This is a genomic window from Bradyrhizobium sp. ISRA464, from assembly GCF_029910095.1.
Lineage (GTDB): Bacteria > Pseudomonadota > Alphaproteobacteria > Rhizobiales > Xanthobacteraceae > Bradyrhizobium.
Window position 1 is genome coordinate 3,953,260 of the sequence record NZ_CP094526.1, and the last position, 23,114, is coordinate 3,976,373.

Sequence of the window (23,114 nt, forward strand, 5' to 3'; positions counted from 1 at the left end):
GCGACCCGTGCCTCTCCTGAGGCGCAGGCCTCTACCAGAGTGGACGACAGCAAACGAGGTTCTTCCCGTTTCTGGGCGATTGTACGACTGGCTGCGGAAGGCTCCGATCACAAACGCGCTACAGCGTTCCGGTGGTATCGGGACGCGCCGGAGGCCCTCGCGCAGCGCAGTCTATAGGCAACGGCGTTGCGCGTCGCTCGTTCCCTCACAACATGTGTTCAACTGCACGAAGGCACGCCGCGCTGCACGCGGTCGCGGCTGGACATGCGACGCGGTCAGTATTTGCGATAGAGCCCGATCAGCTTGCCCTGGATCCGTACGCGGTTTGGCGGCAGGATGCGCACTTCATAGGCGGTATTGGCAGGCTCGAGCGCGATCGACGCGCCGCGGCGGCGGAAGCGCTTCAGCGTCGCTTCCTCCTCGTCGATCAGCGCCACCACGATGTCGCCGGTGTTGGCGGTGTCGTTGCGCTGGATCAGCGCCATGTCGCCGTCGAGGATGCCGGCGTCGACCATGGAGTCGCCGCGCACCTCCAGCGCATAATGTTCGCCGGCGCCGAGCATGTCCGGCGGCACGCTGATGGTGTGGCTGCGGGTCTGCAGCGCCTCGATCGGCGTACCGGCCGCGATCCGGCCCATGACAGGGACGGCGACCGGCCGGTTGCCGTCATCCTCGGCGATCTGCGGCGTGCTGGAGCGCTTGCCGAGCGTGCCCTCGATAACACTGGGGGTGAAGCCGCGGCGGCCGTTGCCGCCGCCGGCCGAGAGTTCGGGAAGCTTGATCACCTCGATGGCGCGGGCGCGGTTCGGCAGGCGGCGGATGAAGCCGCGCTCCTCCAGTGCTGTAATGAGGCGGTGGATACCGGACTTCGAGCGCAGGTCGAGCGCATCCTTCATCTCGTCGAAAGAGGGCGGGACGCCGGCCTCCTTCAGACGTTCATTGATGAAACGCAGAAGTTCGTACTGTTTGCGCGTGAGCATCTCGAGTATTCCCCCGGTTGATAGCGTCGTTCGATTCCGAGACCTTCAGGGAGCCTGACCTCGGGAGCGCGAGACTTGCGACACTCCTCAGTGCGCTCCCATTTGTAGACACCAGTACTCGAAACAAATCATGAACGGACACTATATGTTCGATATGTGTTCCGCAACCACTTAATTTCCGGTGAACGCAGCCGCTCGCGCCTGATCGGTGCGGTCGCAAAGCCTCACTCAGGCAGTGTCAGGATCTCGCACGCCTCGCCTTTGACGGCCGCCGGCGCGAACGGCGGACGGATCACAAGTGCCCGTGCCGCAGCAAGATTCCCCAACAGCGAGCTGTCCTGCTGGGTGACGGGTGTCGCGATCAGCTTGCCGTCGTCGCGCTCTTCGAGCCGCGCACGGAGATAGTCCTCGCGCTGATCGTTGGCGGCGAGGTCACGGCCAAGCAGGGCGCTGTCGCGGACATGATGAATCACTTTTCGGCCGCTCAGGGCGCGAATCAACGGCACCAGAAACAGGAAGGCGCAGACATAGGACGACACCGGATTTCCGGGCAGGCCGATCACCCGCATTGTTCCCAGCCGGCCATGCATCATCGGCTTGCCCGGCCGCATCGCGATCCGCCAGAACGCCATCCGGACGCCCTCCGCCTCCAGCGACTGCTTGACGAGATCATGATCGCCGACCGAGGCGCCGCCGGTGGTGATCAGGATGTCGGCGTCCGCCTCCCGCGCCTGGCGGATGCCGGCCGTGGTGGCCGCCACCGTATCGGCGGCGATGCCGAGGTCGACGGTCTCCGCGCCCTCCGCGCGGGCCAGGGCCCGCAGCGCGTAGCCGTTGGAATAGACAATCTGGCCGGGGCCGGGGCGGGAGCCCGGCATCACCAGCTCGTCGCCGGTCGCCAGCACCGCGACCTTCGGACGGCGGCGCACGGCGAGTTCCGGATAGTTCATGGCCGCGGCGAGCGAGAGCGCGCGGTCGGAGAGGCGGCTGCCGGCCGCAAGCAGCACGTCGCCCGCGTGGAAGTCGACGCCAGCGGAGCGGATGTGCCGTCCCTTCGCGGCGGCCTCGGTGATCGTGATGTGGTCGCCGTCAGCCTTGGTGTCTTCCTGGATAATGACGGCGTCCGCGCCGTCAGGGATCACGCCGCCGGTGAAGATCCGCACCGCTTCGCCCGCGCCGACCGTCCGCTCGAACGGGCGGCCGGCGGCGACTTCGCCAATCACCTTCAGCCTGGCCGACAGGTCGGACGCATCGGCCGCGCGCACCGCATAGCCGTCCATCGCCGACATGGCCTGCGGCGGCTGCGTGCGCCGCGCCGCGACGTCGCGCGCCAGCGTGCGGTGGTAGGCGGCATCGAGCGCGACCGTCTCCTCCGGCAGCGGTTCGGCGCCGGCGAGAATGGCTGACAGGGCATCGGCAACCGGCATCAGGGCCACGGGCAGGGCTCCTCAAATCCCAAGGTCTTCATATTCCAAGTGCGGTGAGTGCCCTTGCCACGTCATCCGTCGATGTCACATGGATGGCATGTAGGCCGCGCGCCCGCGCACCCTCGATATTGGCCGCTGTGTCGTCGAAGAACAGGATCCGTGACGCCGGCACGCCGATCGCTCTTACCACATGATCATAGGCCTCGGCGTCCGGTTTTCGAAGGCCGATCGCCGACGACAGGAACACGTTGCGAAAATGCCTGAGCACATCGGCATAGGCGACCGAGAAATGCGCGATGTGGGCCGGGTTGGTGTTCGAGAAGGCATAGAGCGGCATCCGCTTCGCGGCTGTCGCCAGGAGCGGCGCGATACCCGGCATCTCGCCGGTGAAGATCGCGTTCCAGCCCTCGAGGAACTGCGCATCGGTGAGGTCGATGCCGAGCGAGCGGCGCAGGTTCGCGAAGAACGCCGCGTCGTCGACCTTGCCGGTCTCGTGATGCTTGAAGCTGTCGTCGACGACGAAGCGCCGTGCGAGATCGGCAGGCGCGCAGCCGGCGTGTCCCGCCCAGTTCGCCATCACCCTGTCGAAGCTGATGTCGAGCACGACGCGGCCGATATCGAACAGCAGCACGTCGACGGAATTGGGGGAGAGTTGCGTGGTCATTGCATGAACGGTGTACGAAAATTGCGGGCAGGCGGCAATGTCTTCGATTGGGGAGTCCTCGATGATGGCTCCCTCAGTTCACGTCATTGCGAGGAGCTCGCGACAAAATTGCAAAGCAATTTTGCGCTGAAGCGACGACTTGTCCGCCGAAGCCTCGGCGAAGGCGGAAGCAATCCATCGCTCCGCCCCGCCGTCATACCCCGCGCATGCGGGGTATCCAGTACGCTGCGGCCTCTCGGGTCAATCACTGCTGCCTCTGGAATACTGGATCGCCCGCTTTCGCGGGCGATGACAGTCGTTGAGATATGGCTTTGCGTTCTCGCGACACGATCTGTCCGAGCTTTGCTTCTTCGTTTCGCCCTCTCTTGATCAGAGGGCGCAGGGAAAGCCGGGTGCCGATCGCACCCATGGGTCCCGAGCAAATGGAAAGCTCGGGAGGTAGGACCACAGGTGAAACCGGAGCAATCCCGGCTTTCCCTGCGCGATGGGTTACGGCTTATACGTGCTCTCCCCGGCGAGACTGGGCTTTGTTGTCACCGTCTTTGCAAAAGCGCTTCGCGCTTTGCAAGGAGACACCTGCCACTAGGGCGTCAGGCCTGCACGACTTCACCGTCCGCCTCATGCGCACTCGTCAGTTGCGCAATCGGCGTCCACCGCATCTCGACCCAACACTCGTGACGATCGCGAAGCGCCCCTCAAGCGGGTGAGACGGGCCATTCATACATTGAGTTGCGCTTCTGGAAAACAGAAATATTTCTCGCCCAAGGACTTGACGGTTTTTACTGAGTTGCCCGTCGTGTCCAATCGGCAACACGTTCCCAGGCGAACGCGGCGCTCGCGAGCGCGGGTGAAGTAGCGCCTGTGCTCGCAAGGGCGGAAAGTCTGATAGGCCGGTCACGTTCGCACGACCCTCAGAAGCAGACACGAGTCGTGGCCGTGTCCTTAGATCGCGAGGGAGGGGATCCAGAAGTAGTACGCATTCAGCATGTAGAGCCCGGACGCGATCAGCGTGACGGCGCCCGCAATCTCAAAGCTCTTATGATAGTTGCTGAGTACGCTGAGGTTTTCCAACCATCCAGCGGCCCATGCTCCCAACGCAATCGGAATTGCGCGACCAACTGAGAACGCGAGCAACAGCGCCGCACCGAAGAGCGGCGATGCGATTGCCGCCGCTGCACCGAGCAAAATAACCAGTGCGGGCGTGCAGACCGGACAGACCGCGACTGCAAAGACAATCCCGAGCGCGAACGCTCCCCACGCAGTCGTCGGACGTTTCGCGCGCGGCGCAAACCATGGCAAACGCAAGCGAACCCACCCAGGCCACATGAGACCCAGGACAATGAGAACTGGCCCAAGCAAGAGTCCCCATTGGCGTCCGATCAAGTGTGCGGCCCAACTTCCGCCAAGACCGGCGACAAAGCCGAGGGCGACCTGGGCAAGGATCATGGCTGCTGTGAAAGCAACAGCGAAGAGCGCCGACTGTTGTGCGCTCCGCGCTCGCGTGACATAGGCGAGTGAAACCGGAATTGACGCGAGCGCTACTGGATTGAAGCTGAAGACAAGACCAGCGATGAAGGCGACGCCGAGCGCCAGCAAACTCGCGTGTTCGACGGCCTGGCTGAGCGTATCCATGTCCATGTCAGGCTCTCTTGTTGATTCGTCTAACCAGTTCGCGGCGCAATTGTCCGCACGTGGGCAACGAGGCAAAGACGACATCGCCATCGATTACAATCGATGGAAGCGTGATCACGCCGACTTCAACCGCATAGTCCAATTGGTCGAGTACATTTAGCTCGCGCCAAACAAGACCGGGAACCAGCTCGATCGCCGTCGCCCTTAGCGCATCCTTGTCGTCAGCGCACTTCGTGCAGCCGGGTGCGTAGAATAGTTCGATCTTCATTTTTGAGCACGGCCAATATTGGGCAATCGTCCAAAGGTCGCTCCCCGCAGGCGGCGCAGCCTGGGCTATGGAACATCTCCACCTTCATGTTTCACTGCACCCTTTCCGAACCGTTGGCTTGCTCCAGCGCGGCGATGATCGTGCATTCTTTGACCGGCCGCTTCTCGTTCGCACACTCAGAGATCAGTTGATCGAGGGCCTTCGACATCGCTTTCATCGCTCGGATCCTGCCTTCGATCTGCAACTTCTTCTCGATGGCTCGCGTGCGAACGTCCCCGCAACAGGCCTTGTCGCGACTGCGCAGGTCGAGGAGATCCCGGATTTCGGCCAGCGTGAACCCGCACTGCTGGGCGTGCTTGATGAAGTGGATGCGCCGGGCGGAATCTCGGTCGTACAGCCGGTATCCAGCAGGGCTTTTGCCGGCCGGGCTGATGAGGCCCTCCTCCTCGTAGTAGCGGAGGGTGTCGTTACTGACGCTCGTCAGGCCGGCCAATTTGCCGATCGTAATCATGCCGCGTGCCTCTCCGGAGGCTGGTTTTGGAGCCTGGAGTATACTCCAGGGTCAAGCCAATTGGCGCGGCTTTAGAGCGATTGCGGCACCGGAACATTCACGATCGGCTGACCGACGCTACGGATTGCATCGAAGAACAGACGCGGAGTTCCCCAAAGGGAATTGCAGAAGATCGCCGTGACGCTAACCGCCATCGCGATCATTGCCCAGACCGGGTTGATCAGGCCGGTCGCCGCGATGGGGATCCCAATGCCATTGAAGAGGAACGCGAGCGTGACGTTCTGGACCATCTTGCGGTAGCTGCGGCCACTGATTTCGCGGGCCTCCACGAGCGCACTCAACCGATTCGAGAGGATGATGATGTCGGCCGCTTCGATCGCAATGTCGGTTCCGCCGCCCATTGCGATACCTACATCGGCCTGCATGAGCGCAGGGGCATCATTGACGCCATCGCCAACCATGCCGACCCGGCCTGTACCTTGAAGCTTGCGCACGATCGTGGCCTTGTCCTGCGGCAATATGCCGGCATGAACCTCATCGATGCCGACCTCGCGAGCGACCCATCGAGCCGCGCGCTCATTGTCGCCGGTCACGAGCGCGGTCCGGAGGCCCGCACGATGCAAGCTGCGGATGGCCTCGACGGCATCGGCTCGGAGCGTGTCACCGAGCGCAATGATACCCAGGGCTCGTCCGTCTCTCGCTACGCCGACCACCGTGAGCCCAGTGGCCTCGAGAGCCGCGATGCGTGTCAGCAACTGGCTGAGATCGACCTCTTCATCGGCGAGGAAACGCGGATTGCCGACCGTAACCTCGCTACCGCCGATCCGGGCAACGACGCCTTTGCCCGGCAAGGCCTCGAAGCTTTCGACATCCGGGGGTGTCACGCCGCGCTCAAAAGCAGCCGTCACGACGGCCTGCGCGAGAGGATGCTCTGAAGAGGCCTCGGCGGCGGCCGCCAGGGCGAGCAGTTCGGATTCGGCCAGGCCAAGGGCTGTGGCCGCTCGCAACACTGGACGCCCTTCCGTCAACGTACCGGTCTTGTCGAGTACGATCCGCTGTACAAGGCGGAAGCCTTGGAACGCCTCGCCGGTGCGCATCAGGATGCCACGCTCCGCAGCCTGACCTGCTCCACGCACGATCGAGAGCGGGGCGGAGATGCCGACCGCGCAGGGGTAGCCCATCACCAGCACGCTCAGACCAGCGAAGACCGCTCGCTCAATATCCAGATGTCCGCCGGCGAGCCAAGACCAGATCAGCCAGCCGACTACAGCAAGTGCGGCAGTCCCAAGGACCGTGGGCGTATAGACGCGCAGCACCCGGTCAACGAGATGCAAGATCCCCGGCTTCAGCGCCCGCGCATCTTCGACATGCCGGATAACCTGGCTGAGAAAGCTACCTTCGCCGATCGCGGTCACTCGCACCAGCAGCGTGCCGGTTCCGTTGATCGAGCCTCCGATGACTGAATCGCCCTCGGCCTTTCCGACCGGGATTGACTCGCCGGTGACGAGCGATTGGTCGACGCCGGAACGGCCGCTCTGAACGGTGCCGTCAGCAGGGATGCGCTCGCCCGGCCGAACACGCACGAGGTCACCGATGAGGACCCCCTCGATCGGCAATTCGACCTCCTTGCCGTTGCGGACGACGCGAGCGGTCTCCGGCTGCAAATCAAGGAGCCGCTTGACGGCCTGGGAGCTGCGCGTCTTCACGATGAGCGACAGCCATTCCGAAAAAATGTGATAGGTGCCGACCATCACCGAGACGGCAAAGAACGGTGCCGTCGGGTAGTCTGGCCGCTTGAGCACGAGGCCGATGATGCCGCCCGCAATGCCCGCGAACGCGCCGATCTCCAGCAGCACATGCTGATTGAGAATGCCCCGGCGAAGCGCCTGAACGGCCATGTGAAGAATGTGCCTCCCGACCCCGAAGACCAGCGCCAGAGCGAGGGCGCCGGTCAACCATGGAGCGGCGCTGACCAGATAGCCGCGCAAGTTGAGATACAGCAGCGTCAACGCCATCACCGCGAGGCCGATGAAGCTCGCTGTTGCCACCCAGAAGCCGGTCGACCTCAGGACCAGGAAAACAAAAGCGCCAAGGCTCAGGCACACCAGTGCCGGAAGGAAGCCGATCCAGCCGACGGACTGATTGGCAATGATCGGGATCGACGCGACGCTCAGCACCACCGCCAGCACAAAACGTCGTGCCTCGTGTACCAGGTCCCGCTCTTCTTCCTCAAAGGCTCTGAGCTTGCGAGGATCGGAGATCGTGTAGCCGATGTCACGCAGCGTCTGCAGGAACTCCTCGGGGCGGGCGATGGCCGGATCGTATTCGACGAGCGCTTGCTCGTGCGTCAGGCTTACGGCCACCTTGTCCACACCGGGCATGTGGCCCAGCGCCTTCTCGATCGTGCCGGTGCACAGGGAGCAGTGCAGTCCGCCAATCCGCGCGCGAATCTTCCGTCGGCTTGGTCTCGTTGAAGGCTCGTCGCTCCATGGCGTGAAGGTGGAAGCTGTTCCAGTCGCGACGGTCATTGCATCCTCCATTTGCGCTCGCCCCGCACTTGCGTTTGCCGTGGGTCAGTGGGCACTTCCGTCGGCAGGCTCGCGGGACACGACCCTAAATCGGTCCCCCTGGATCACTTTCACAAGGCGGTCTTCCTGAACGGCTTGGGGATCAAAGAGGACACGCGCCTGCCGGTCGGCGAACGAGACCGATGCCATGCGAACGCCTGGTTCCTTTTCGACGCGGTCCTTGATGGTGTTTGCGCATGCGTCGCAGTTCATGCCGTCGATTTTGAAGATGGTCGTTTTCATTGAAGTTCCTCTGAAGATTGCCGCCGTTGTTTTTGGCTTGAGCACAAGGGTAGCCCCTGGACCTAGCTCCAGGGTCAAGCGCAAGTACTGACCACGGCCGCGGATCGGAAATCCGCTCGCGATCGTTGCGATCGGAACGCTGGCCGGTCAGATTACCGTGGTCCTGGCGGCACCAGGCGCGAAATCCCATCGCCTTCTTGGAGTACGGCCGCGCCGCCGATGCTGTTGCGGCCATCGCGTTCAGCACCCCGCACGCCTGCGTCGAAAGCCCGCCGCATCGCAAAGTGCGATAGCTGGTAGATACATCCTCGTCTACCTCGGGGCCGGCGTATAGGCTATCACCACAATCAATGTGTCTCGGCTCGGCATTCGCATGGCTCGGGCACGTAGAGCCCGCAACCATGATCGCACAGGAGCAGTCGATGCGTTTGCCCGCCGTCCTCTTCGTTGTCTCTCTCGCCGCGAGCCCCGCGACAGCCGAAGAGCTGTCCGGCACGCTCCAGAAGATCAAGGAAACGAAGAAGATCACGCTCGGCTATCAAGAGGCCTCCGTTCCCTTCAGCTACCTCGACGGCAATCAGCGACCGGTCGGGTTTGCGCTCGATATCTGTCTCAGGATCGTCGATGCCGTGAAGAAGGACCTCGGCATGCCTGATATCGCGGTCGACTATCTGCCCCTGACCTCGTCCAATCGTATTCCGCTCATGGTCAACGGCACGATCGACCTGCATTGCTCGGCGACCACCAACAGCGCCGATCGCCAGAAGCAGGTGACCTTCACCAACACGCATTTCCTGAGCGCGACGCGATTTGCCGCCAAGAAGTCGCATAACATCAACACAATCGACGATCTGAAAGGAAAGGCCGTCACGGCGGTGGCAGGGTCGGTCAACCTGGCGCAGCTCATCAAGGTCAATGCCGAGCGCAAGCTGGGCGTCAGCATCCTCCCGGCGAAGGACCAGGCCGAGGCGTTCCTGCTGCTGGAGACCGGTCGCGTCGAGGCCTATGTGCTCGACGACGTGCAACTGGCCGTGGCGATCGCGCGATCGAAGGAGCCTGCGGCCTACATGATCAGCACGGAGACGTTCTCGAAGCCGGAGCCTTACGGGATCATGCTGCGTCGGGAAGACGCGCCGTTCAAGGCGCTCGCCGACCGCGCCACCGCGGAGCTTTACCGGAGCCCGGAGATCGAGGTCATGTACAAGAAGTGGCTGGAATCGCCGACCCCGCCGAACGGGATCAACTACAACGTCCCGGTGTCGCCGGCGCTCCGCAATGCGTTTGCCAATCCGAGCTCGAGCTTCGATCCTGATGTGTATGCCGACGCCAAATAGCAGTCCCCGCGCGCCTTCTCATCAACATCGGCCACCTGCAATCACCCGGAGAGCAGAGCGCGGCGCAAAGCCGTCTATCTTTGGAACGGCTTTTCGCATGCACGGCGAAAAACGAAATAGCATCTCATATCCATCGGCCGTTTTTCCCGCTTCACGCACGGTGACTGCCAATCGGGAGCTGCGCCGGTGACGGCTCGGCAATTCCTTTTTGACCTGAAAGAAACATGCGCCACTCTGGATTGCCGGTGCGCACTGATCAACATACGTGGCGGTCTGTTGGGCAAGATCGGGCCCGTGCGAGTCTGGATGGCGCAAGCTGAGTATGAAGGACCGAAATTTTAGGGCTCAGGACCAGAAGCGATCCTCTCGGTGCTCGTCACCTTGATACTCACGGAACTCGACCGCTTTCCCATCCTTCATGTGCCAGACATGCACCTCCTGAAACGACTCGGATACCCCGCTTCTCTGTGCATTCACGGTGGCCAACACAACTGGCACGGTCCGCCTCATTTAAGGCGGAGATGTGGAAGGGGCGCGGCGAAGCCTCCATGTCCGGAGTGGCCCAAACCCGAGATGCATCCTTGTCGGGTTCTACGTCCGCGCCCAGTCCTCGATGTCGGGCGTGCGCTCGAGCGGACGATCGCCCTCCCACGGACGCGATCGCGCATAGCGAGCGCTGGCCGGTGCCGCGGGCGCCTGAGACGCGCGAGGTGAAGGATCTGGTTCAGGCCTGGGGACAGGCGGCGCGGCGTGCCAACGAGGCCGGGTTCGCCGTGCTCGAGCTGCACGGCGCCCATGGCTATCTCGTGCATGAATTCCTCTCCGAGCGCGCAACCGGCGCGGCGGCGCGTATGGTGGCTCGGAAGCGAACCGGATGCGCTTTCTGATCGAGGTGACGGAAGCCGTGCGGGTCCATTGGCCCGATCACAAGCCATTGTTGGTGCGGCTGTCGGTCGAGGACAATGCGGGCTGGGGACCCGAACAGAGCGCGCGGCTGACGAAAATCCTCAAGGGGAAGGCGTCGACGTGATCGACTGCTCGTCGGGCGGAATCACCGAGATGGCGCCGATCCTGGGCAAGGAGATCAAATACAGCTACCAGGTGCCGCTGTCGGAATATGTCCGCCGCCACGCCGATATCATGACCATGGCGGTCGGCCTGATTATCCATGGTGACCAGGCTGAACAAATCCTGTGCGATGAACAAGCAGATTTGATCGCCGTCGGCCGGGAAATCCTGAATAACCCGAACTGGCCGATGGACGCCGCGCTAAAGCTGGGGGTAGACGGGCCGTTCCGAAGCGTGCCTCCGCAGTTTGGCTGTTGGCTGGGCACACGGGCCAAGCGCGAATTTGGGACCAGGCCGTCGACCTGGCAGAACGGGTTGCAGGAGGTTGGCAAGGCACCCTAGATAGGGGCACCCAAGATTAAGGGCGTCCTGGATTATGAGGCGATCACCGGGATTCGCACCATCATCCCATCTACTTGTTTGAGCGAGACCTTTTCGGAAAGCCGCATATGCGACAGTCTTGGCCTGCGAGGGAGGCTGAGTGCGCCCCCTCGCGGAAACCAAGCACGCTGAGCATACCCGCCGCTTCGGCTAGCGCTCACGGCTCCACGGGAAAAGCGAGGCCGGGAAATCTGCCGCGTAGCGGTGACCGATCGGCGGACGAGGCGTTTCCTGCGGAGGATTCCGGTCAGGCTCCACGACCTTCCGGTAAAGATGCCAGCTCGCGTGACCGAGCACCGGCAGGACGACGCACAGCCCGACAAAGAACGGCAGCGAGCCCACTGCCAGCAAGACCGCAACGACGAATCCCCACACGGCCATCTCCACTGGATTCTTCATCACGGCTCGCACCGAGGTGCGGATCGCATCGATCGCCGTCGCGTGCTGGTCGAGCATCAGCGGAAACGAGACAACGCTGATGCACAGCGCCACCACCGCGAACAGGAAACCGACGCCGCATCCGACGACAATGAGCGTCCAGCCTTCGGGCGTCGTCAGCACGCGCAATGCGAAATCGGGGATGCTCGCAGCCGGAGCATAGCCGAAGGTTGCAATGTAGATCGCGTTGGCGGCGGCGATCCACACCCCGAACAGAACGAACAGCAGGATGCCAAGCTCGATCATGGCGCCGAACGACGGTGCGCGCAGCACCTCCATTGCATCCCAGGCTCCCGGTTCCTCTCCGCGCTCGCGGCGGCGGCTCAGCTCGTAGAGGCCGAGCGCGGCGAAGGGACCGATCAGGGTAAAGCCGGCGGCGAGTGGAAAGAGCAGCGGCAGCACCGAATAGCCAAGGACGAGCCTGAACAGGGCAAGTCCGAGGATAGGATACATCACGCACAGGACGATGGCGTGGGTCGGGATGGCACTGAAATCTTCCCAGCCGAGGCGCAGCGCGTTGCCGAGGTCGTAAAGGCTGATCTTGCGAACGTCATAGACGGTAGAGACGCCAAACAAGTGCAGTTTGGGTCGTGCGAACACTGTGGTCATGGCTCCGGTCTCCTTGCTCTTGCCCGCAGGGAACGGAGCGCCTCAAAGCACGCGCATCCGCCTCATGCGCGAAAATCGCGACTGAGTCCGGCAAATCAGGTTCAATGAGAAGAAGCTTGCCGGACGACATCCGGTACAGGGAAGTTAGTCCGATACGGCGTAGAAGCAAGAGAGCGAACGCGGTCGAGAGAGTTGTTGTACTTCTGCGCAGGACGATTTTGCGTCGCACCATCGAATGGTCACGCCGATCGGCTTCCCTCGGCGTGCAAAGGCATTCCGGCCAACACGCGCCGGACCTACTCCTCTATTGACGCCGGGCTCGACGGGGACCATCTTAAATCGTTGAACGCCCCCAGCTCCGATGAGATTGCGGTCGTGACATTGAGCCTTTGGTGGTGTCCCGACGTCGCGACCCGCAGAATGGGCGAGGCAAGAGGCGCGGTGATGGTGGATGTGACATCATCCCTCTGACGTGAGCTCCGCCCTTTCGTTCCTCTCCGCAGCCTTGAATGGCAAGGAGGAATGAGGGATGGCTGTAGCGCTCATACTGCTTCTGGTTGCCGTCGCCTCGGTGCTGTTTCACCTCTTCAGCCCGTGGTGGTGGACACCGCTCGCCTCGAACTGGGGCTACATCGACGCCACCATTACCCTGACATTCTGGATCACCGGGGCGGTCTTCGTCGCGGTCGTCGGCTTCATGGCCTACTGCGTGCTCCGCTTTCACCACAGGGAGGGAAGGCAGGCGGCCTACAACCCCGAGAACAAGCGGCTCGAATGGTGGCTCAGCGTCGGCACTGCAATCGGCGTCGCGGCCATGTTGGCTCCCGGATTGGTCGTCTGGCACCAGTTCGTCACCGTTCCGGCCGGCGCGACCGAGGTCGAGGTCATGGGGCAGCAGTGGCAATGGAGCTATCGGCTTCCCGGAAAAGACGGCAAGCTTGGGACCTCCGATGCCCGCCTCATTAGTCCAGACAATCCGATGGGGTTGAATCCCGACGATCCAGACGGAAAGGACGATATCGTTGTTCAAAACGACGATCTGCACCTGCTGGTCGGAAAACCGGTGAAGGTGCTGCTCCGCTCAATCGACGTCGTGCATGATTTCTACGTGCCCGAGTTCCGGGCGAAGATGGACATGATCCCGGGCTCGGTGACCTATTACTGGTTCACGCCGACCCGCACCGGGACATTCGAGGTTCTCTGCGCAGAACTCTGCGGCGTCGCGCACGCGCAGATGCGTAGCAATGTCGTGGTTCAGGACGAGAAAGAATATCACGCGTGGCTGGAGAAGCAGCGGACGTTTGCCGATCTGTCGGAGCGGCACAACGTCGCGAAGGCAACCGACAGGACAGGCAGCGAATGACGATACCGACGAGGCGGCGCCATCCGTCGTGAGGCGAATTCCTCGCTGAACAGAAGACCAAGGAGGATATTCCGATGGTCGATGTCCCGTATGATGCAATCGCAGGCGTTCCGCCTGCCGAAGTGACTGACGTCGAACTCTATCATCCGAAGAGCTGGTTGACGAAGTACGTCTTTTCGCAGGACGCCAAGGTCATCGCCATCCAGTATTCGATCACGGCGATGTCGATCGGAATGGTCGCGCTGGTGCTGTCGTGGCTGATGCGGCTGCAACTGGGATTTCCCGGCACATTCTCCTTCATCGACGCCAACCAATATCTCCAGCTCATCACCATGCATGGCATGATCATGGTGATCTACCTCCTGACCGCGTTGTTCCTTGGAGGCTTCGGCAACTACCTGATCCCGCTTATGGTCGGTGCCCGGGACATGGTGTTCCCCTATGTGAACATGCTGAGCTACTGGGTCTATCTGCTCGCGGTCCTTGTGCTGGTCTCGACCTTTTTCGTGCCCGGAGGGCCCACCGGCGCCGGCTGGACGCTGTACCCGCCGCAGGCGATCCTCTCCGGCACGCCTGGCGGGCAAGATTGGGGCATCATCCTCATGCTGTCCTCCCTGATCCTGTTCATCATCGGCTTCACCATGGGTGGGCTCAACTATGTGGTGACGGTGCTGCAGGCGCGCACGCGCGGCATGACCTTGATGCGGTTGCCGTTGACCGTGTGGGGCATTTTCACGGCGACCGTCATGGCGCTCCTGGCCTTCCCGGCGCTGTTCGTCGCCTCGGTGATGCTGCTGCTCGACCGCCTGCTGGGGACCAGCTTCTTCATGCCGACGCTCGTCGAGATGGGCGCGGTGTCGAAGTATAGCGGCGGCAGCCCGATCCTGTTCCAGCATCTGTTCTGGTTCTTCGGCCATCCCGAAGTCTACATCGTCGCCTTGCCGGCCTTCGGCATCATCTCCGATCTGATCAGCGTCCATGCGCGGAAGAACATCTTCGGCTATCGGATGATGGTCTGGGCCATCGTGGCGATCGGCGCTCTCAGCTTCGTCGTTTGGGCGCACCACATGTATGTGAGCGGCATGAACCCGTATTTCGGGTTCTTCTTCGCCACCACGACGCTCATCATCGCCATCCCGACCGCGATCAAGGTTTACAATTGGGTGCTGACCCTGTGGCGCGGCGATATTCATCTCACCATCCCGATGCTGTTCGCGCTCGCGTTCATCATCACGTTCGTCAACGGCGGACTGACCGGCCTGTTTCTCGGCAACGTCGTCGTGGACGTTCCGCTGTCCGATACGATGTTCGTCGTCGCACACTTCCACATGGTGATGGGTATTGCGCCGATCATGGCCGTGTTCGGCGGGATTTATCACTGGTATCCGAAGATCACGGGACGGATGCTGAACGAGGTGCTCGGACGATTCCACTTCTGGGTCTCGTTCATCGGGGCCTATGCGATCTTCTTCCCCATGCACTATCTGGGCCTCCTGGGCATGCCCCGCCGCTATCACGACATCGGCGACACGGCCTTCGTCCCGGCGTCCGCCCATGACCTCAATGCATTCATGAGCGTGGCGGCTCTGATAGTCGGTTTCGCCCAGCTCGTGTTCCTGTTCAATCTGGTCTGGAGCCTGTTCAAAGGGAGAGAGGCCGGCGGCAATCCCTGGGGAGCCTCGTCGCTGGAATGGCAAACGCCTGAGACTCCTCCAGGGCATGGCAATTGGGGCAAGGAGCTCCCGATCGTCTATCGCTGGGCTTACGACTACAGCGTACCTGGCGCCGCGAGGGATTTCGTGCCGCAAAATGAGCCGCTAGCCGGATTGCAGGCGCAGGGGGCCCATTCGTGAGTGCCATTGTCCTGTTCATGGCTGGAATAGCCGCAATTGCGGGATGGTGGCTCTCGCACCAGCGGCTGGCTGCCAAGCCATGGCTGGAAGAGGGCATGGTCGTCGATCTCCGCGAGGAGAGGGGGCCGTCGTTGCCGGCGGCGAAGCTCGGATTGGGCGTGTTTCTCGCGGTCGTCGGCTCATTGTTCGCGCTCCTGATCAGCGCCTACTCCATGCGCAACGCCAGTGTGGACTGGCGCGAGCTGCCCCTGCCAAAATTGTTGTGGTTCAACACCGGCGTTCTGGCCATGAGCAGCGTCGCGTTGCAGTGCGCGGTCATTCGGGCGCGACGCGACGACATTGACGGCTCACTCGCCGGCCTGCTCGTCGGCGGAGTATCCGCCGTCACGTTCCTCGCGGGGCAATTGCTGGTGTGGCAGCAGTTGAACGTCGCCGGGTTCTTCGTGGCGTCCAACCCGGCCAATTCCTTTTTCTACCTGCTCACTGCGATGCACGGGCTGCATCTGATGGGCGGTCTGGTGGCCTTGGGCAGAACGACCACCAAGCTATGGCGTGGTGTCGAGGCGTCTCGGGCTCGGCTGAGCGTGGAGCTCTGTGCCATCTATTGGCATTTCCTGTTGCTGGTCTGGCTGGTCCTGCTTGGTCTCCTGACCGGCTGGACCGACAACTTCGTCAACATCTGTCGTCAATTGCTCACTTAGGAAGGACGGAAACCAGATGGCAGAGACGGCGCTGACAAGTACGCTCGAACCGCCTGCGCGGCCGGCAGGCTGGCGCGGCATCGCCGCCGACTGGTCCTCGGATCAGCGCGCCTTCAAGAACGTTTCTTGGGGGAAGGCCATGATGTGGATCTTCCTCCTCAGCGACACCTTCATCTTCAGTTGCTTCCTGCTGTCGTACATGACGACGCGGATGTCGACGACGGTGCCATGGCCCAATACCAGCGAAGTCTTCGCCCTCAATATCGGCGATACACACATCCCGATGATCCTGATCGCCATCATGACTTTCATCCTGATCAGCAGCAGCGGGACGATGGCGATGGCCGTCAATTTCGGCTATCGCCACGACCGCATCAAAACCGCTGCCCTGATGCTGGCCACCGCGGCATTTGGCGCAACCTTCGTCGGAATGCAGGCGTTCGAGTGGACCAAGCTGATCATGGAAGGCGTCCGGCCCTGGGGCAATCCGTGGGGCGCGGCGCAATTCGGCGCCTCCTTCTTCATGATCACCGGCTTCCACGGCACCCACGTGACCATCGGCGTCATCTTCCTGATCGCCATCGCGCGAAAAGTTTTGCGGGGAGACTTCGACGTCGAGAGGCGCGGCTTCTTCACGAGCCGGAAGGGATACTACGAGATCGTCGAAATCACCGGCCTGTATTGGCACTTCGTCGACCTCGTGTGGGTCTTCATCTTCGCTCTTTTCTATCTCTGGTGAGGTTGGCGCATGACAAACACAGCGGTACCTTTGCAAAGGCAGGCCACGCAACATGCGCTGCACACCTATGTGCATGACGCCGTCGCATCAGGAGCCGCGCACGCCAAGGGGCAGCAGCACCCGATCAAGCTCTACCTCGTCGTCTGGGGATGGTTGTTCGTCCTCAGCACGTGCTCGTTTCTCGTCGACTATTTCGGCCTTCACGGCTACCTCAGATGGTCGTTGATCCTGCTGTTCATGGTGCTCAAGGCCGGCTTGATCGTCGCCGTCTTCATGCACATGGCCTGGGAGCGGCTGGCCTTGGCCTACGCCATCCTGTTGCCGCCGGTGCTGGTGCTGGTTTTTGTCGGGATCATGGTGTTCGAGTCCGACTACACGCATCTGCTCCGGATGGTGTTTTTCGCGCCGGCAACCTAGCGTGCGGCCGCTTGCACCGACGCGCCGACATCCCGGAGGTTTGAACCATGCGTGCGGGTCCATTGGCCCGATCACAAGCCATTGTTGGTGCGGCTGTCGGTCGAGGACAATGCGGGCTGGGGACCCGAACAGAGCGCGCGGCTGGCGAAAATCCTCAAGGGGAAGGGCGTCGACGTGATCGACTGCTCGTCGGGCGGAATCACCGAGATGGCGCCGATCCTGGGCAAGGAGATCAAATACAGCTACCAGGTGCCGCTGTCGGAATATGTGAGGCGCCACGCCGATATCGTGACCATGGCGGTCGGCCCGATTATCCATGGTGACCAGGCCGAACAGATCCTGTGCGATGAACAAGCAGATTTGATCGCCGTCGGCCGGGAAATCCTGAATAACCCGAACTGGCCGATGGACGCCGCGCTAAAGCTGGGGGTAGACGGGCCGTTCCGAAGCGTGCCTCCGCAGTTTGGCTATTGGCTGGGCACACGGGCCAAGCGCGGGACCAGGCCGTCGACCTGGCAGAACGGGTTGCAGGAGGTTGGCAAGGCACCCTAGATAGGGGCACCCAAGATTAAGGGCGTCCTGGATCATGAGGCGATCACCGGGATTCGCACCATCATCCCATCTACTTGTTTGAGCTCGATCTTTTCCGGAAAGCCGCCGTTCGCTTGTCCGGATCATGCTTCGAGGCCCGTAGTGGTCCGGTCAGGCTACGGCCTTGATCCGACCAAAAAGCCGTTGTGTGGTGCCCCGTCGGGGTGAGGCCGTCGAATGTTACGAAACATTGCCGGCCATAGCGAAAAGGGATCGCGGATGATGCGCAAGAACGTTGGCTTTTTCCTCGGGACGGTTGCGGGGGCGTGTCTCACCCTTCTCGTGACCTCGCCGCAGGGTGGCGCGCATCTGTTCGCGGTTGCCAAGGCCGCCGCACGCTCCGACAACACCTATTCGCAGCTCAACCTGTTCGGCGACGTGTTCGAGCGAATCCGGACCGACTACGTCGAGAAGCCCGATGACGGCAAACTCGTCGAAGGCGCGATCAACGGCATGATCTCCTCGCTCGACCCGCACTCCCGCTACATGAACGAGAAGGGCTGGGCGGAGATGCAGGAGACCACGCATGGCGAGTTCGGCGGGCTCGGCATCGAGGTCACGATGGAGGACGGCTTCGTCAAGGTGGTGGCGCCGATCGACGATACGCCGGCCTCGCGCGCCGGCATCATGTCCGGCGACATCATCACCGCGATCGACGACGAGACGATCCAGGGCATGACGCTCGACCAGGCCGTCAACAAGATGAAGGGCGCGCCCAACAGCTCGATCCGGCTGAAGATCATCCGCAAGGACGCCGACAAGCCGATCGAGGTCGCGATCACCCGCGAGATCATCCGTGTCCGCCCGGTCAAATACCACACTGAAGGCGGCGACATCGGCTATATCCGCATCACCTCGTTCAACGAGCAGACCGCCGACGGCCTGCGCAAGGCGATCACCGACATCCAGAAGGAGATCTCGCAGGACAAGCTCGATGGCTATGTCATCGATCTCCGCAACAATCCGGGCGGCCTGCTCGACCAGGCGGTTTCGGTCAGCGGCATGCTGATGCAGCGCGGCGAGGTGGTCTCGACCCGCGGCCGCAATCCAGAGGAGACCCAGCGCTTCACCGCGCATGGCGGCGACCTGACCAAGGGCAAGCCGCTCGTCGTGCTGATCAACGGCGGCTCGGCGTCGGCCTCCGAGATCGTGGCCGGCGCGCTTCACGACCACAAGCGCGCGACGCTGATCGGCACCCGCTCGTTCGGCAAGGGCTCGGTGCAGACGATCATTCCGCTCGGCGCCGGCAACGGCGCGCTGGCGCTGACTACGGCACGTTATTTCACGCCGTCGGGCCACTCGATCCAGGCCCAGGGCATCAAGCCCGACATCGAGGTGCTGCAGGACGTGCCTGACGAGTTCAAGACCCGCTCGGAGATCAAGGGCGAGGCCTCGATGCGCGGTCATCTCGCGGCCGAGGGCACCGAGCAAAGCGGCTCGCAGTCCTATGTCCCGCCGGACGAGAAGAACGACAAGGCGCTGAACGCGGCCTTGAAGCAGCTTCGCGGCGTCACAGTGAACGCCGACGCCAAGAACGCCGAGACCAAGACGGCACAGAAGCGGGCGGTGCCGAACTGAGGGGCCCGGCGTTTCCTCACGTCGTGGCCGGGTCCAGGCCCGGCATGACGGGTTTATGGGGCGACGTTAGCCCTTCTGAGCCCTCTTAGCGCTCGCGAGGGGACTCCCGTAGCCCGGATGGAGCGAAATCCGGGGCCGTCTCTCCCGTGGCGATGCCATTCCCGGATTGCGCTGCGCTCCATCCGGGCTACGCACAGCAGCCTCTCCCGTGGGCGTACCGCTGCCTTTATGCCAAGCCGGCGACCGGTTTGCGCCGGCGGGCGCGGCCTTGGCCGTCGGCGGGCCGGCCTTCTCGGTGGGCGATCAGCAATTGCCTGATGTCGGCGGCCGGTTTCGGTGCGCTGAACAGATAGCCCTGCATTTCGGAGCAGCCGAGCTCGCGCAGCAATTGCTGCTGCTGCGTGGTCTCGACGCCTTCCGCCGTCGTCGTCATGCTGCGTTCGGCGGCGATGTTGACGACGGCCTCCACGATGCCGGCCGAGCCTTGCGGGTCTGCGATGTCGGTGACGAAGCAGCGGTCGATCTTGATCTTGTCGAACGGGAAGCGCTTCAAATAGCTCAGGGATGAGTAGCCGGTGCCGAAATCGTCGAGCGCGATCCGCACGCCGATGGCGCGGAGCTGATGCAGCGCTGCCAGTGCCGCCTCGTCGTCGCGGATCAGCACGGCTTCCGTGATCTCGAGCTCGAGCCGGCCCGCGGACAGGCCGGATGCCGCCAGCGCCGCGATCACTTCGAGCGCCAGCGTGCCGCTCCTGAACTGCACCGGCGAGACGTTGACCGCTAGCCTGACATGGTCGGGCCAGTTCACGGCCTCCTTGCAGGCCGTCGCCAGCACCCATTCGCCGAGCTGGTTGATCAGCCCGGTTTCCTCGGCGATCGGCACGAAATCGGCCGGCGAGATCATGCCGCGCTCCGGATGGCGCCAGCGCACCAGCGCCTCGCAGCCGTTGATCTCGTTGGTGTGCAGGTCGAGGCAGGGCTGGCAATACACTTCCAGTTCGCGGTTGTCGGCGATCGCGCGCCGCAAATCCATTTCGAGCTCGCGGCGGGCGCGGGCGTCGGCATCCATCGCCGGCTCGAAGAAGCGCCAGGTGCGGCGGCCGGCGGACTTCGCCGCGTACATCGCAAGGTCGGCGTTCTTGAGGATCTTGTCGAGATCGGTGCCGTCCTTCGGGGCCAGCGCGATGCCGATGCTGGCGTCCGTGGTGACCTGATGACCGAGACATTGATAGGGCGTGCGGATCGTGTCGTAGATGCGAGCGACGAGGCCGGTGACCTCGTCGGAGCTCTTCACTCCGGTCTGCACGATGGCAAACTCGTCGCCGCCGAGGCGGGCGACGAAATCGGTGTCCCGCACGCAGGCGCTCAGGCTTCGGGCGACGGATTTCAGGAGCTCGTCGCCGATCATGTGGCCGAGCGAGTCGTTGACGCCCTTGAACTCGTCGATGTCGATGTAGAGCACCGCTAGCTGGCTGTCCGCTGTGACATGCGGCAATTCGCGCTTGATCTGCTCGTGGAACAGCGCGCGGTTCGGCAAGTCGGTCAGCGCATCGTAATGGGCGAGGTGGGTGATGCGTTCCTCGGCGCGGCGCCGCTCGGTGATGTCCTCATGGGTCGCAACCCAGCCGCCGTCGGCGAGCGGTTCGTTGACGACCTGGATCGAGCGCCCGTCGGGCGTCGAGATCACCATCATGTTGCGGACCGCGACGTCGCGCAGCACGAGGTTGACGTAACGGTCGACGTCGCCCTCGAACGAGCCGGTCTGGTGACGATGAGCGATGACGTCGTGGAAGCTGCAGCCTGGCCTGACGACGTCGGCCGACAGCCCGTACATCTCGATGTACCGTTTGTTGCAGATCACCAGGCGCTTCGACGAGTCGAACAGCAACAGCCCCTGGGTCATGTTGTTGACGGCGGTGTCGAGCCTGAGTTTCTCCAGCGTCAGGCGCTGCTGCTGCGCCCAATGTTGCTGCAGCAGCTTGCGCACTACGAGCGCCAGCAGGGTCGCGAGCGCCAGCACCGACAGGCCGGTCACCGCGATCAGGATGTTGATCTGCTCGCGCCAATTGGCGAGCGCCGCGGCCGTGGTCGTCGTCGCAACGATGACGATCGGGAATTTGGTGAGCGCCCGCGACGACACCAGGCGGTCCTTGCCGTCGATCGGGCTGGTCAGCCGCGAGGTGCTCTGCGGCAGTTCGAACACCTGCTGCTGGCTGGCCGGGCCGGAGCGGAAATTCTTCCCGATCAGCTCCTCGACATGGGGATAGCGGGCGAGCAGGGTGCCGTCGCGATGATGCATCGATATTGCGGCGCCTTCGCCGAGCGCGACCGTGGCGAAGAACTTCTCGAAGGTGGCCGAATCGATGCCACGACCGACCACCCCGAGGAACTCGCCGTTCGGACCGGTGACCTTGCGGACGATGGCGGTGGTCCAGGCTCTGGTGATCCGGCTGAACACGGGAGCAACAAGCATGTCGGGTGAATAGGGGCTCGACTTGAAGATCTGGAAGTAGTCGCGATCGCCGATGTTGGCTTTCGGCAGCGGCCAGGCGTTCGAGCTGTTGATCAGCGTGCCGTCCGCGTCGAACACGTTCAGGCCGCCGGCATAGGACAACGCGTCCATCTTTGACTTGAGCATCGCATGGATGTCGGGGCCAGACATCCGGCGCCGGAAGGTCTCCGGTGTCGTCGCGATGTCGTTGTCGTGCATGAACGCGATCAGGTCCTTCTGCACGGCCTCGAAATCCTCGAGCTGCTGGTCGAAATGCCGTGCGAGCAGCAGCACGGTGTTTTCCAGCTCGCGCTCGCTGCTGTGCAGTGCGCGCTCGCGGAAAGTGCCGGCCATCAAGGTCGCGCCGACCGCGATCGCGACCATCAAGAGGGCGCCGCCGGCGATCAGCCAGCGGATCGGACCGCTGCGCAGGATCGACGTGATGTTGAACGTGGCGCCGTCATCTGACTGCATAGGACCCAATCGCTTCCAGGTATTTCACCCGGAAGTAGGTTCGCGCACCTCCGGCCCGCGAAAAGTCGTACCCAAACGAAATGGAGCCGCCGTTAGCAAGACTGGTTAATGAACGGTTACCGGTGGCGGCGAGATTTCGTCGCAGCTATCGCGGGGCGGAAAGCGGTCGCCGAGCGCCGCGGTCAGAAGGAGCCAGATCAAGCCTCGGCCGCGCATCAGTCGCGAATCCCATCGCTGAGGTGAACGGTCGCGTCAGTGCGGGCGATCACTCGTCTGCGCGATAGTGTCCGGACTTGCCGCCGATCTTCTCGACGAGATGGATGCCCTCGATGCGGACGCCGCGCTCGACGGCCTTGATCATGTCGTAGATCGTCAGGCATGCGACCGACACCGCGGTCAGCGCCTCCATCTCGACGCCGGTCGGCCCGGTCACCTTCACGCTCGCACGGACGATGCAGCCCGGCAGTTTCCGGTCGGTCTCGATGTCAATCGTGACCTTGGTCAGCGCCAGCAGGTGGCAGAGCGGGATCAGCTCCGAGGTCCGCTTCGCCGCCATGATGCCGGCGATCCGCGCGGTGGCCAGCACGTCGCCCTTCTTGGCCTGACCTGATGCGATCAGGTCGAGGGTGGCCTTGCTCATCACGACACGGCCTTCGGCGACCGCGGTGCGCTCGGTCGCGGGCTTGGCCGAGACGTCGACCATCCGGGCATCGCCCTTCGCGTCGATATGGGTGAGGGCGGGGCCGGACCCTGACGATCTGGCCTTGGACGGCTTCCGTGCCATC

At 62.9% G+C, this 23,114-nt stretch carries 20 protein-coding genes and 1 pseudogene; 10 read left to right on the forward strand and 11 right to left on the reverse strand.

Translation table 11 applies throughout. The annotated features are described in order from the left end of the window. Window positions 1–275: 275 nt before the first annotated feature. The 8 genes from lexA to MTX19_RS18635 all read right to left on the reverse strand — a co-directional run bounded on the left by lexA (window position 276) and on the right by MTX19_RS18635 (window position 8,292). Complete coding sequence (lexA, locus tag MTX19_RS18600; protein ID WP_280977809.1) at window positions 276–980, reverse strand: transcriptional repressor LexA; 705 nt, start codon at window positions 978–980, stop codon at window positions 276–278. A 224-nt stretch (window positions 981–1,204) separates the two neighbouring features. Then, a complete protein-coding gene (glp, locus tag MTX19_RS18605) occupies window positions 1,205–2,416 on the reverse strand; it encodes a gephyrin-like molybdotransferase Glp (protein WP_280978740.1) in 1,212 nt (403 codons plus the stop codon). Window positions 2,417–2,444: 28 nt separating this feature from the next. Next, window positions 2,445–3,071 (reverse strand): HAD family phosphatase, encoded by a 627-nt coding sequence (locus MTX19_RS18610; RefSeq protein ID WP_280978741.1) that lies wholly within the window; start codon window positions 3,069–3,071, stop codon window positions 2,445–2,447. 942 nt (window positions 3,072–4,013) lie between these two features. Further along, complete coding sequence (locus tag MTX19_RS18615) at window positions 4,014–4,709, reverse strand: cytochrome c biogenesis protein CcdA (protein ID WP_280978742.1); 696 nt, start codon at window positions 4,707–4,709, stop codon at window positions 4,014–4,016. Window position 4,710: 1 nt separating this feature from the next. Beyond that, the gene (locus tag MTX19_RS18620; RefSeq protein WP_280978743.1) at window positions 4,711–4,971 is read right to left on the reverse strand and encodes a thioredoxin family protein; all 261 of its coding nucleotides are present in this window, start codon (window positions 4,969–4,971) and stop codon (window positions 4,711–4,713) included. Window positions 4,972–5,062: 91 nt separating this feature from the next. Further along, on the reverse strand, window positions 5,063–5,482 hold the full coding sequence (locus tag MTX19_RS18625) for a heavy metal-responsive transcriptional regulator (protein ID WP_280978744.1): 420 nt from the start codon (window positions 5,480–5,482) through the stop codon (window positions 5,063–5,065). 71 nt (window positions 5,483–5,553) lie between these two features. Next, entirely contained in the window at window positions 5,554–8,010 is a 2,457-nt protein-coding gene (locus MTX19_RS18630) for a cation-translocating P-type ATPase (RefSeq protein WP_280978745.1), read from the reverse strand. Window positions 8,011–8,055: 45 nt separating this feature from the next. Next, entirely contained in the window at window positions 8,056–8,292 is a 237-nt protein-coding gene (locus tag MTX19_RS18635) for a cation transporter (RefSeq protein WP_280978746.1), read from the reverse strand. A gap of 422 nt (window positions 8,293–8,714) precedes the next feature. Here MTX19_RS18635 and MTX19_RS18640 point away from each other — a divergent pair, with 422 nt between their 5' ends. The 3 genes and pseudogenes from MTX19_RS18640 (at window position 8,715) to MTX19_RS18650 (ending at window position 11,036) form a co-directional block, all read left to right on the forward strand. Continuing rightward, entirely contained in the window at window positions 8,715–9,626 is a 912-nt protein-coding gene (locus MTX19_RS18640) for an amino acid ABC transporter substrate-binding protein (RefSeq protein WP_280978747.1), read from the forward strand. Window positions 9,627–10,174: 548 nt separating this feature from the next. After that, window positions 10,175–10,656 (forward strand): annotated as a pseudogene (locus tag MTX19_RS18645) (hypothetical protein). Then, window positions 10,653–11,036 (forward strand): hypothetical protein, encoded by a 384-nt coding sequence (locus tag MTX19_RS18650; protein ID WP_280978748.1) that lies wholly within the window; start codon window positions 10,653–10,655, stop codon window positions 11,034–11,036. Before MTX19_RS18645 ends, MTX19_RS18650 begins: the two are co-directional and overlap by 4 nt. A gap of 189 nt (window positions 11,037–11,225) precedes the next feature. On the opposite strand, the gene MTX19_RS18655 is transcribed toward MTX19_RS18650, so the two are convergent. Next, a complete protein-coding gene (locus MTX19_RS18655) occupies window positions 11,226–12,122 on the reverse strand; it encodes a DUF2189 domain-containing protein (protein ID WP_280978749.1) in 897 nt (298 codons plus the stop codon). 529 nt (window positions 12,123–12,651) lie between these two features. On the opposite strand from MTX19_RS18655, the gene MTX19_RS18660 reads away from it, so the two are divergent. The 7 genes from MTX19_RS18660 to MTX19_RS18690 all read left to right on the forward strand — a co-directional run bounded on the left by MTX19_RS18660 (window position 12,652) and on the right by MTX19_RS18690 (window position 19,364). Beyond that, window positions 12,652–13,485: a cytochrome c oxidase subunit II gene (locus tag MTX19_RS18660; protein WP_280978750.1), complete on the forward strand. Its 834-nt coding sequence runs from the start codon at window positions 12,652–12,654 to the stop codon at window positions 13,483–13,485. A 74-nt stretch (window positions 13,486–13,559) separates the two neighbouring features. Next, window positions 13,560–15,338, forward strand: a complete 1,779-nt coding sequence (ctaD, locus tag MTX19_RS18665; protein WP_280978751.1) for a cytochrome c oxidase subunit I — start codon at window positions 13,560–13,562, stop codon at window positions 15,336–15,338. Beyond that, window positions 15,335–16,039 carry a cytochrome c oxidase subunit 3 gene (locus MTX19_RS18670; RefSeq protein ID WP_280978752.1) on the forward strand — a complete coding sequence of 235 codons (705 nt, stop codon included), beginning with the start codon at window positions 15,335–15,337 and terminating at the stop codon, window positions 16,037–16,039. Before ctaD ends, MTX19_RS18670 begins: the two co-directional genes overlap by 4 nt. 16 nt (window positions 16,040–16,055) lie before the next feature. After that, entirely contained in the window at window positions 16,056–16,778 is a 723-nt protein-coding gene (locus MTX19_RS18675) for a heme-copper oxidase subunit III family protein (protein ID WP_280977823.1), read from the forward strand. A 9-nt stretch (window positions 16,779–16,787) separates the two neighbouring features. Continuing rightward, entirely contained in the window at window positions 16,788–17,195 is a 408-nt protein-coding gene (locus tag MTX19_RS18680) for a cytochrome C oxidase subunit IV family protein (protein ID WP_280978753.1), read from the forward strand. An 87-nt stretch (window positions 17,196–17,282) separates the two neighbouring features. Then, window positions 17,283–17,747, forward strand: coding sequence for a hypothetical protein (locus MTX19_RS18685; RefSeq protein ID WP_280984830.1), 465 nt, complete (start codon window positions 17,283–17,285; stop codon window positions 17,745–17,747). Between the two features lie 261 nt (window positions 17,748–18,008). After that, window positions 18,009–19,364, forward strand: coding sequence for a S41 family peptidase (locus MTX19_RS18690; RefSeq protein WP_280978754.1), 1,356 nt, complete (start codon window positions 18,009–18,011; stop codon window positions 19,362–19,364). A 226-nt stretch (window positions 19,365–19,590) separates the two neighbouring features. On the opposite strand, the gene MTX19_RS18695 is transcribed toward MTX19_RS18690, so the two are convergent. Both MTX19_RS18695 and moaC read right to left on the reverse strand, forming a co-directional pair. Then, window positions 19,591–22,329 carry an EAL domain-containing protein gene (locus tag MTX19_RS18695; protein ID WP_280978755.1) on the reverse strand — a complete coding sequence of 913 codons (2,739 nt, stop codon included), beginning with the start codon at window positions 22,327–22,329 and terminating at the stop codon, window positions 19,591–19,593. Window positions 22,330–22,594: 265 nt separating this feature from the next. After that, window positions 22,595–23,113, reverse strand: coding sequence for a cyclic pyranopterin monophosphate synthase MoaC (gene moaC, locus MTX19_RS18700; RefSeq protein WP_280978756.1), 519 nt, complete (start codon window positions 23,111–23,113; stop codon window positions 22,595–22,597). Window position 23,114 lies beyond the last annotated feature (1 nt).

Excerpts from the sequence above, each read along its gene's own strand:
- lexA (WP_280977809.1), bottom strand. The coding sequence starts at position 980 with ATGCTCACGCGCAAACAGTACGAACTTCTGCGTTTCATCAATGAACGT.
- MTX19_RS18610 (WP_280978741.1), bottom strand. The coding sequence starts at position 3,071 with ATGACCACGCAACTCTCCCCCAATTCCGTCGACGTGCTGCTGTTCGAT.
- MTX19_RS18615 (WP_280978742.1), bottom strand. The coding sequence starts at position 4,709 with ATGGACATGGATACGCTCAGCCAGGCCGTCGAACACGCGAGTTTGCTG.
- MTX19_RS18620 (WP_280978743.1), bottom strand. The coding sequence starts at position 4,971 with ATGAAGATCGAACTATTCTACGCACCCGGCTGCACGAAGTGCGCTGAC.
- MTX19_RS18625 (WP_280978744.1), bottom strand. The coding sequence starts at position 5,482 with ATGATTACGATCGGCAAATTGGCCGGCCTGACGAGCGTCAGTAACGAC.
- MTX19_RS18630 (WP_280978745.1), bottom strand. The coding sequence starts at position 8,010 with ATGACCGTCGCGACTGGAACAGCTTCCACCTTCACGCCATGGAGCGAC.
- MTX19_RS18635 (WP_280978746.1), bottom strand. The coding sequence starts at position 8,292 with ATGAAAACGACCATCTTCAAAATCGACGGCATGAACTGCGACGCATGC.
- MTX19_RS18640 (WP_280978747.1), top strand. The coding sequence starts at position 8,715 with ATGCGTTTGCCCGCCGTCCTCTTCGTTGTCTCTCTCGCCGCGAGCCCC.
- MTX19_RS18655 (WP_280978749.1), bottom strand. The coding sequence starts at position 12,122 with ATGACCACAGTGTTCGCACGACCCAAACTGCACTTGTTTGGCGTCTCT.
- MTX19_RS18660 (WP_280978750.1), top strand. The coding sequence starts at position 12,652 with ATGGCTGTAGCGCTCATACTGCTTCTGGTTGCCGTCGCCTCGGTGCTG.
- ctaD (WP_280978751.1), top strand. The coding sequence starts at position 13,560 with ATGGTCGATGTCCCGTATGATGCAATCGCAGGCGTTCCGCCTGCCGAA.
- MTX19_RS18675 (WP_280977823.1), top strand. The coding sequence starts at position 16,056 with ATGGCAGAGACGGCGCTGACAAGTACGCTCGAACCGCCTGCGCGGCCG.
- MTX19_RS18680 (WP_280978753.1), top strand. The coding sequence starts at position 16,788 with ATGACAAACACAGCGGTACCTTTGCAAAGGCAGGCCACGCAACATGCG.
- MTX19_RS18690 (WP_280978754.1), top strand. The coding sequence starts at position 18,009 with ATGCGCAAGAACGTTGGCTTTTTCCTCGGGACGGTTGCGGGGGCGTGT.
- MTX19_RS18695 (WP_280978755.1), bottom strand. The coding sequence starts at position 22,329 with ATGCAGTCAGATGACGGCGCCACGTTCAACATCACGTCGATCCTGCGC.
- moaC (WP_280978756.1), bottom strand. The coding sequence starts at position 23,113 with ATGGCACGGAAGCCGTCCAAGGCCAGATCGTCAGGGTCCGGCCCCGCC.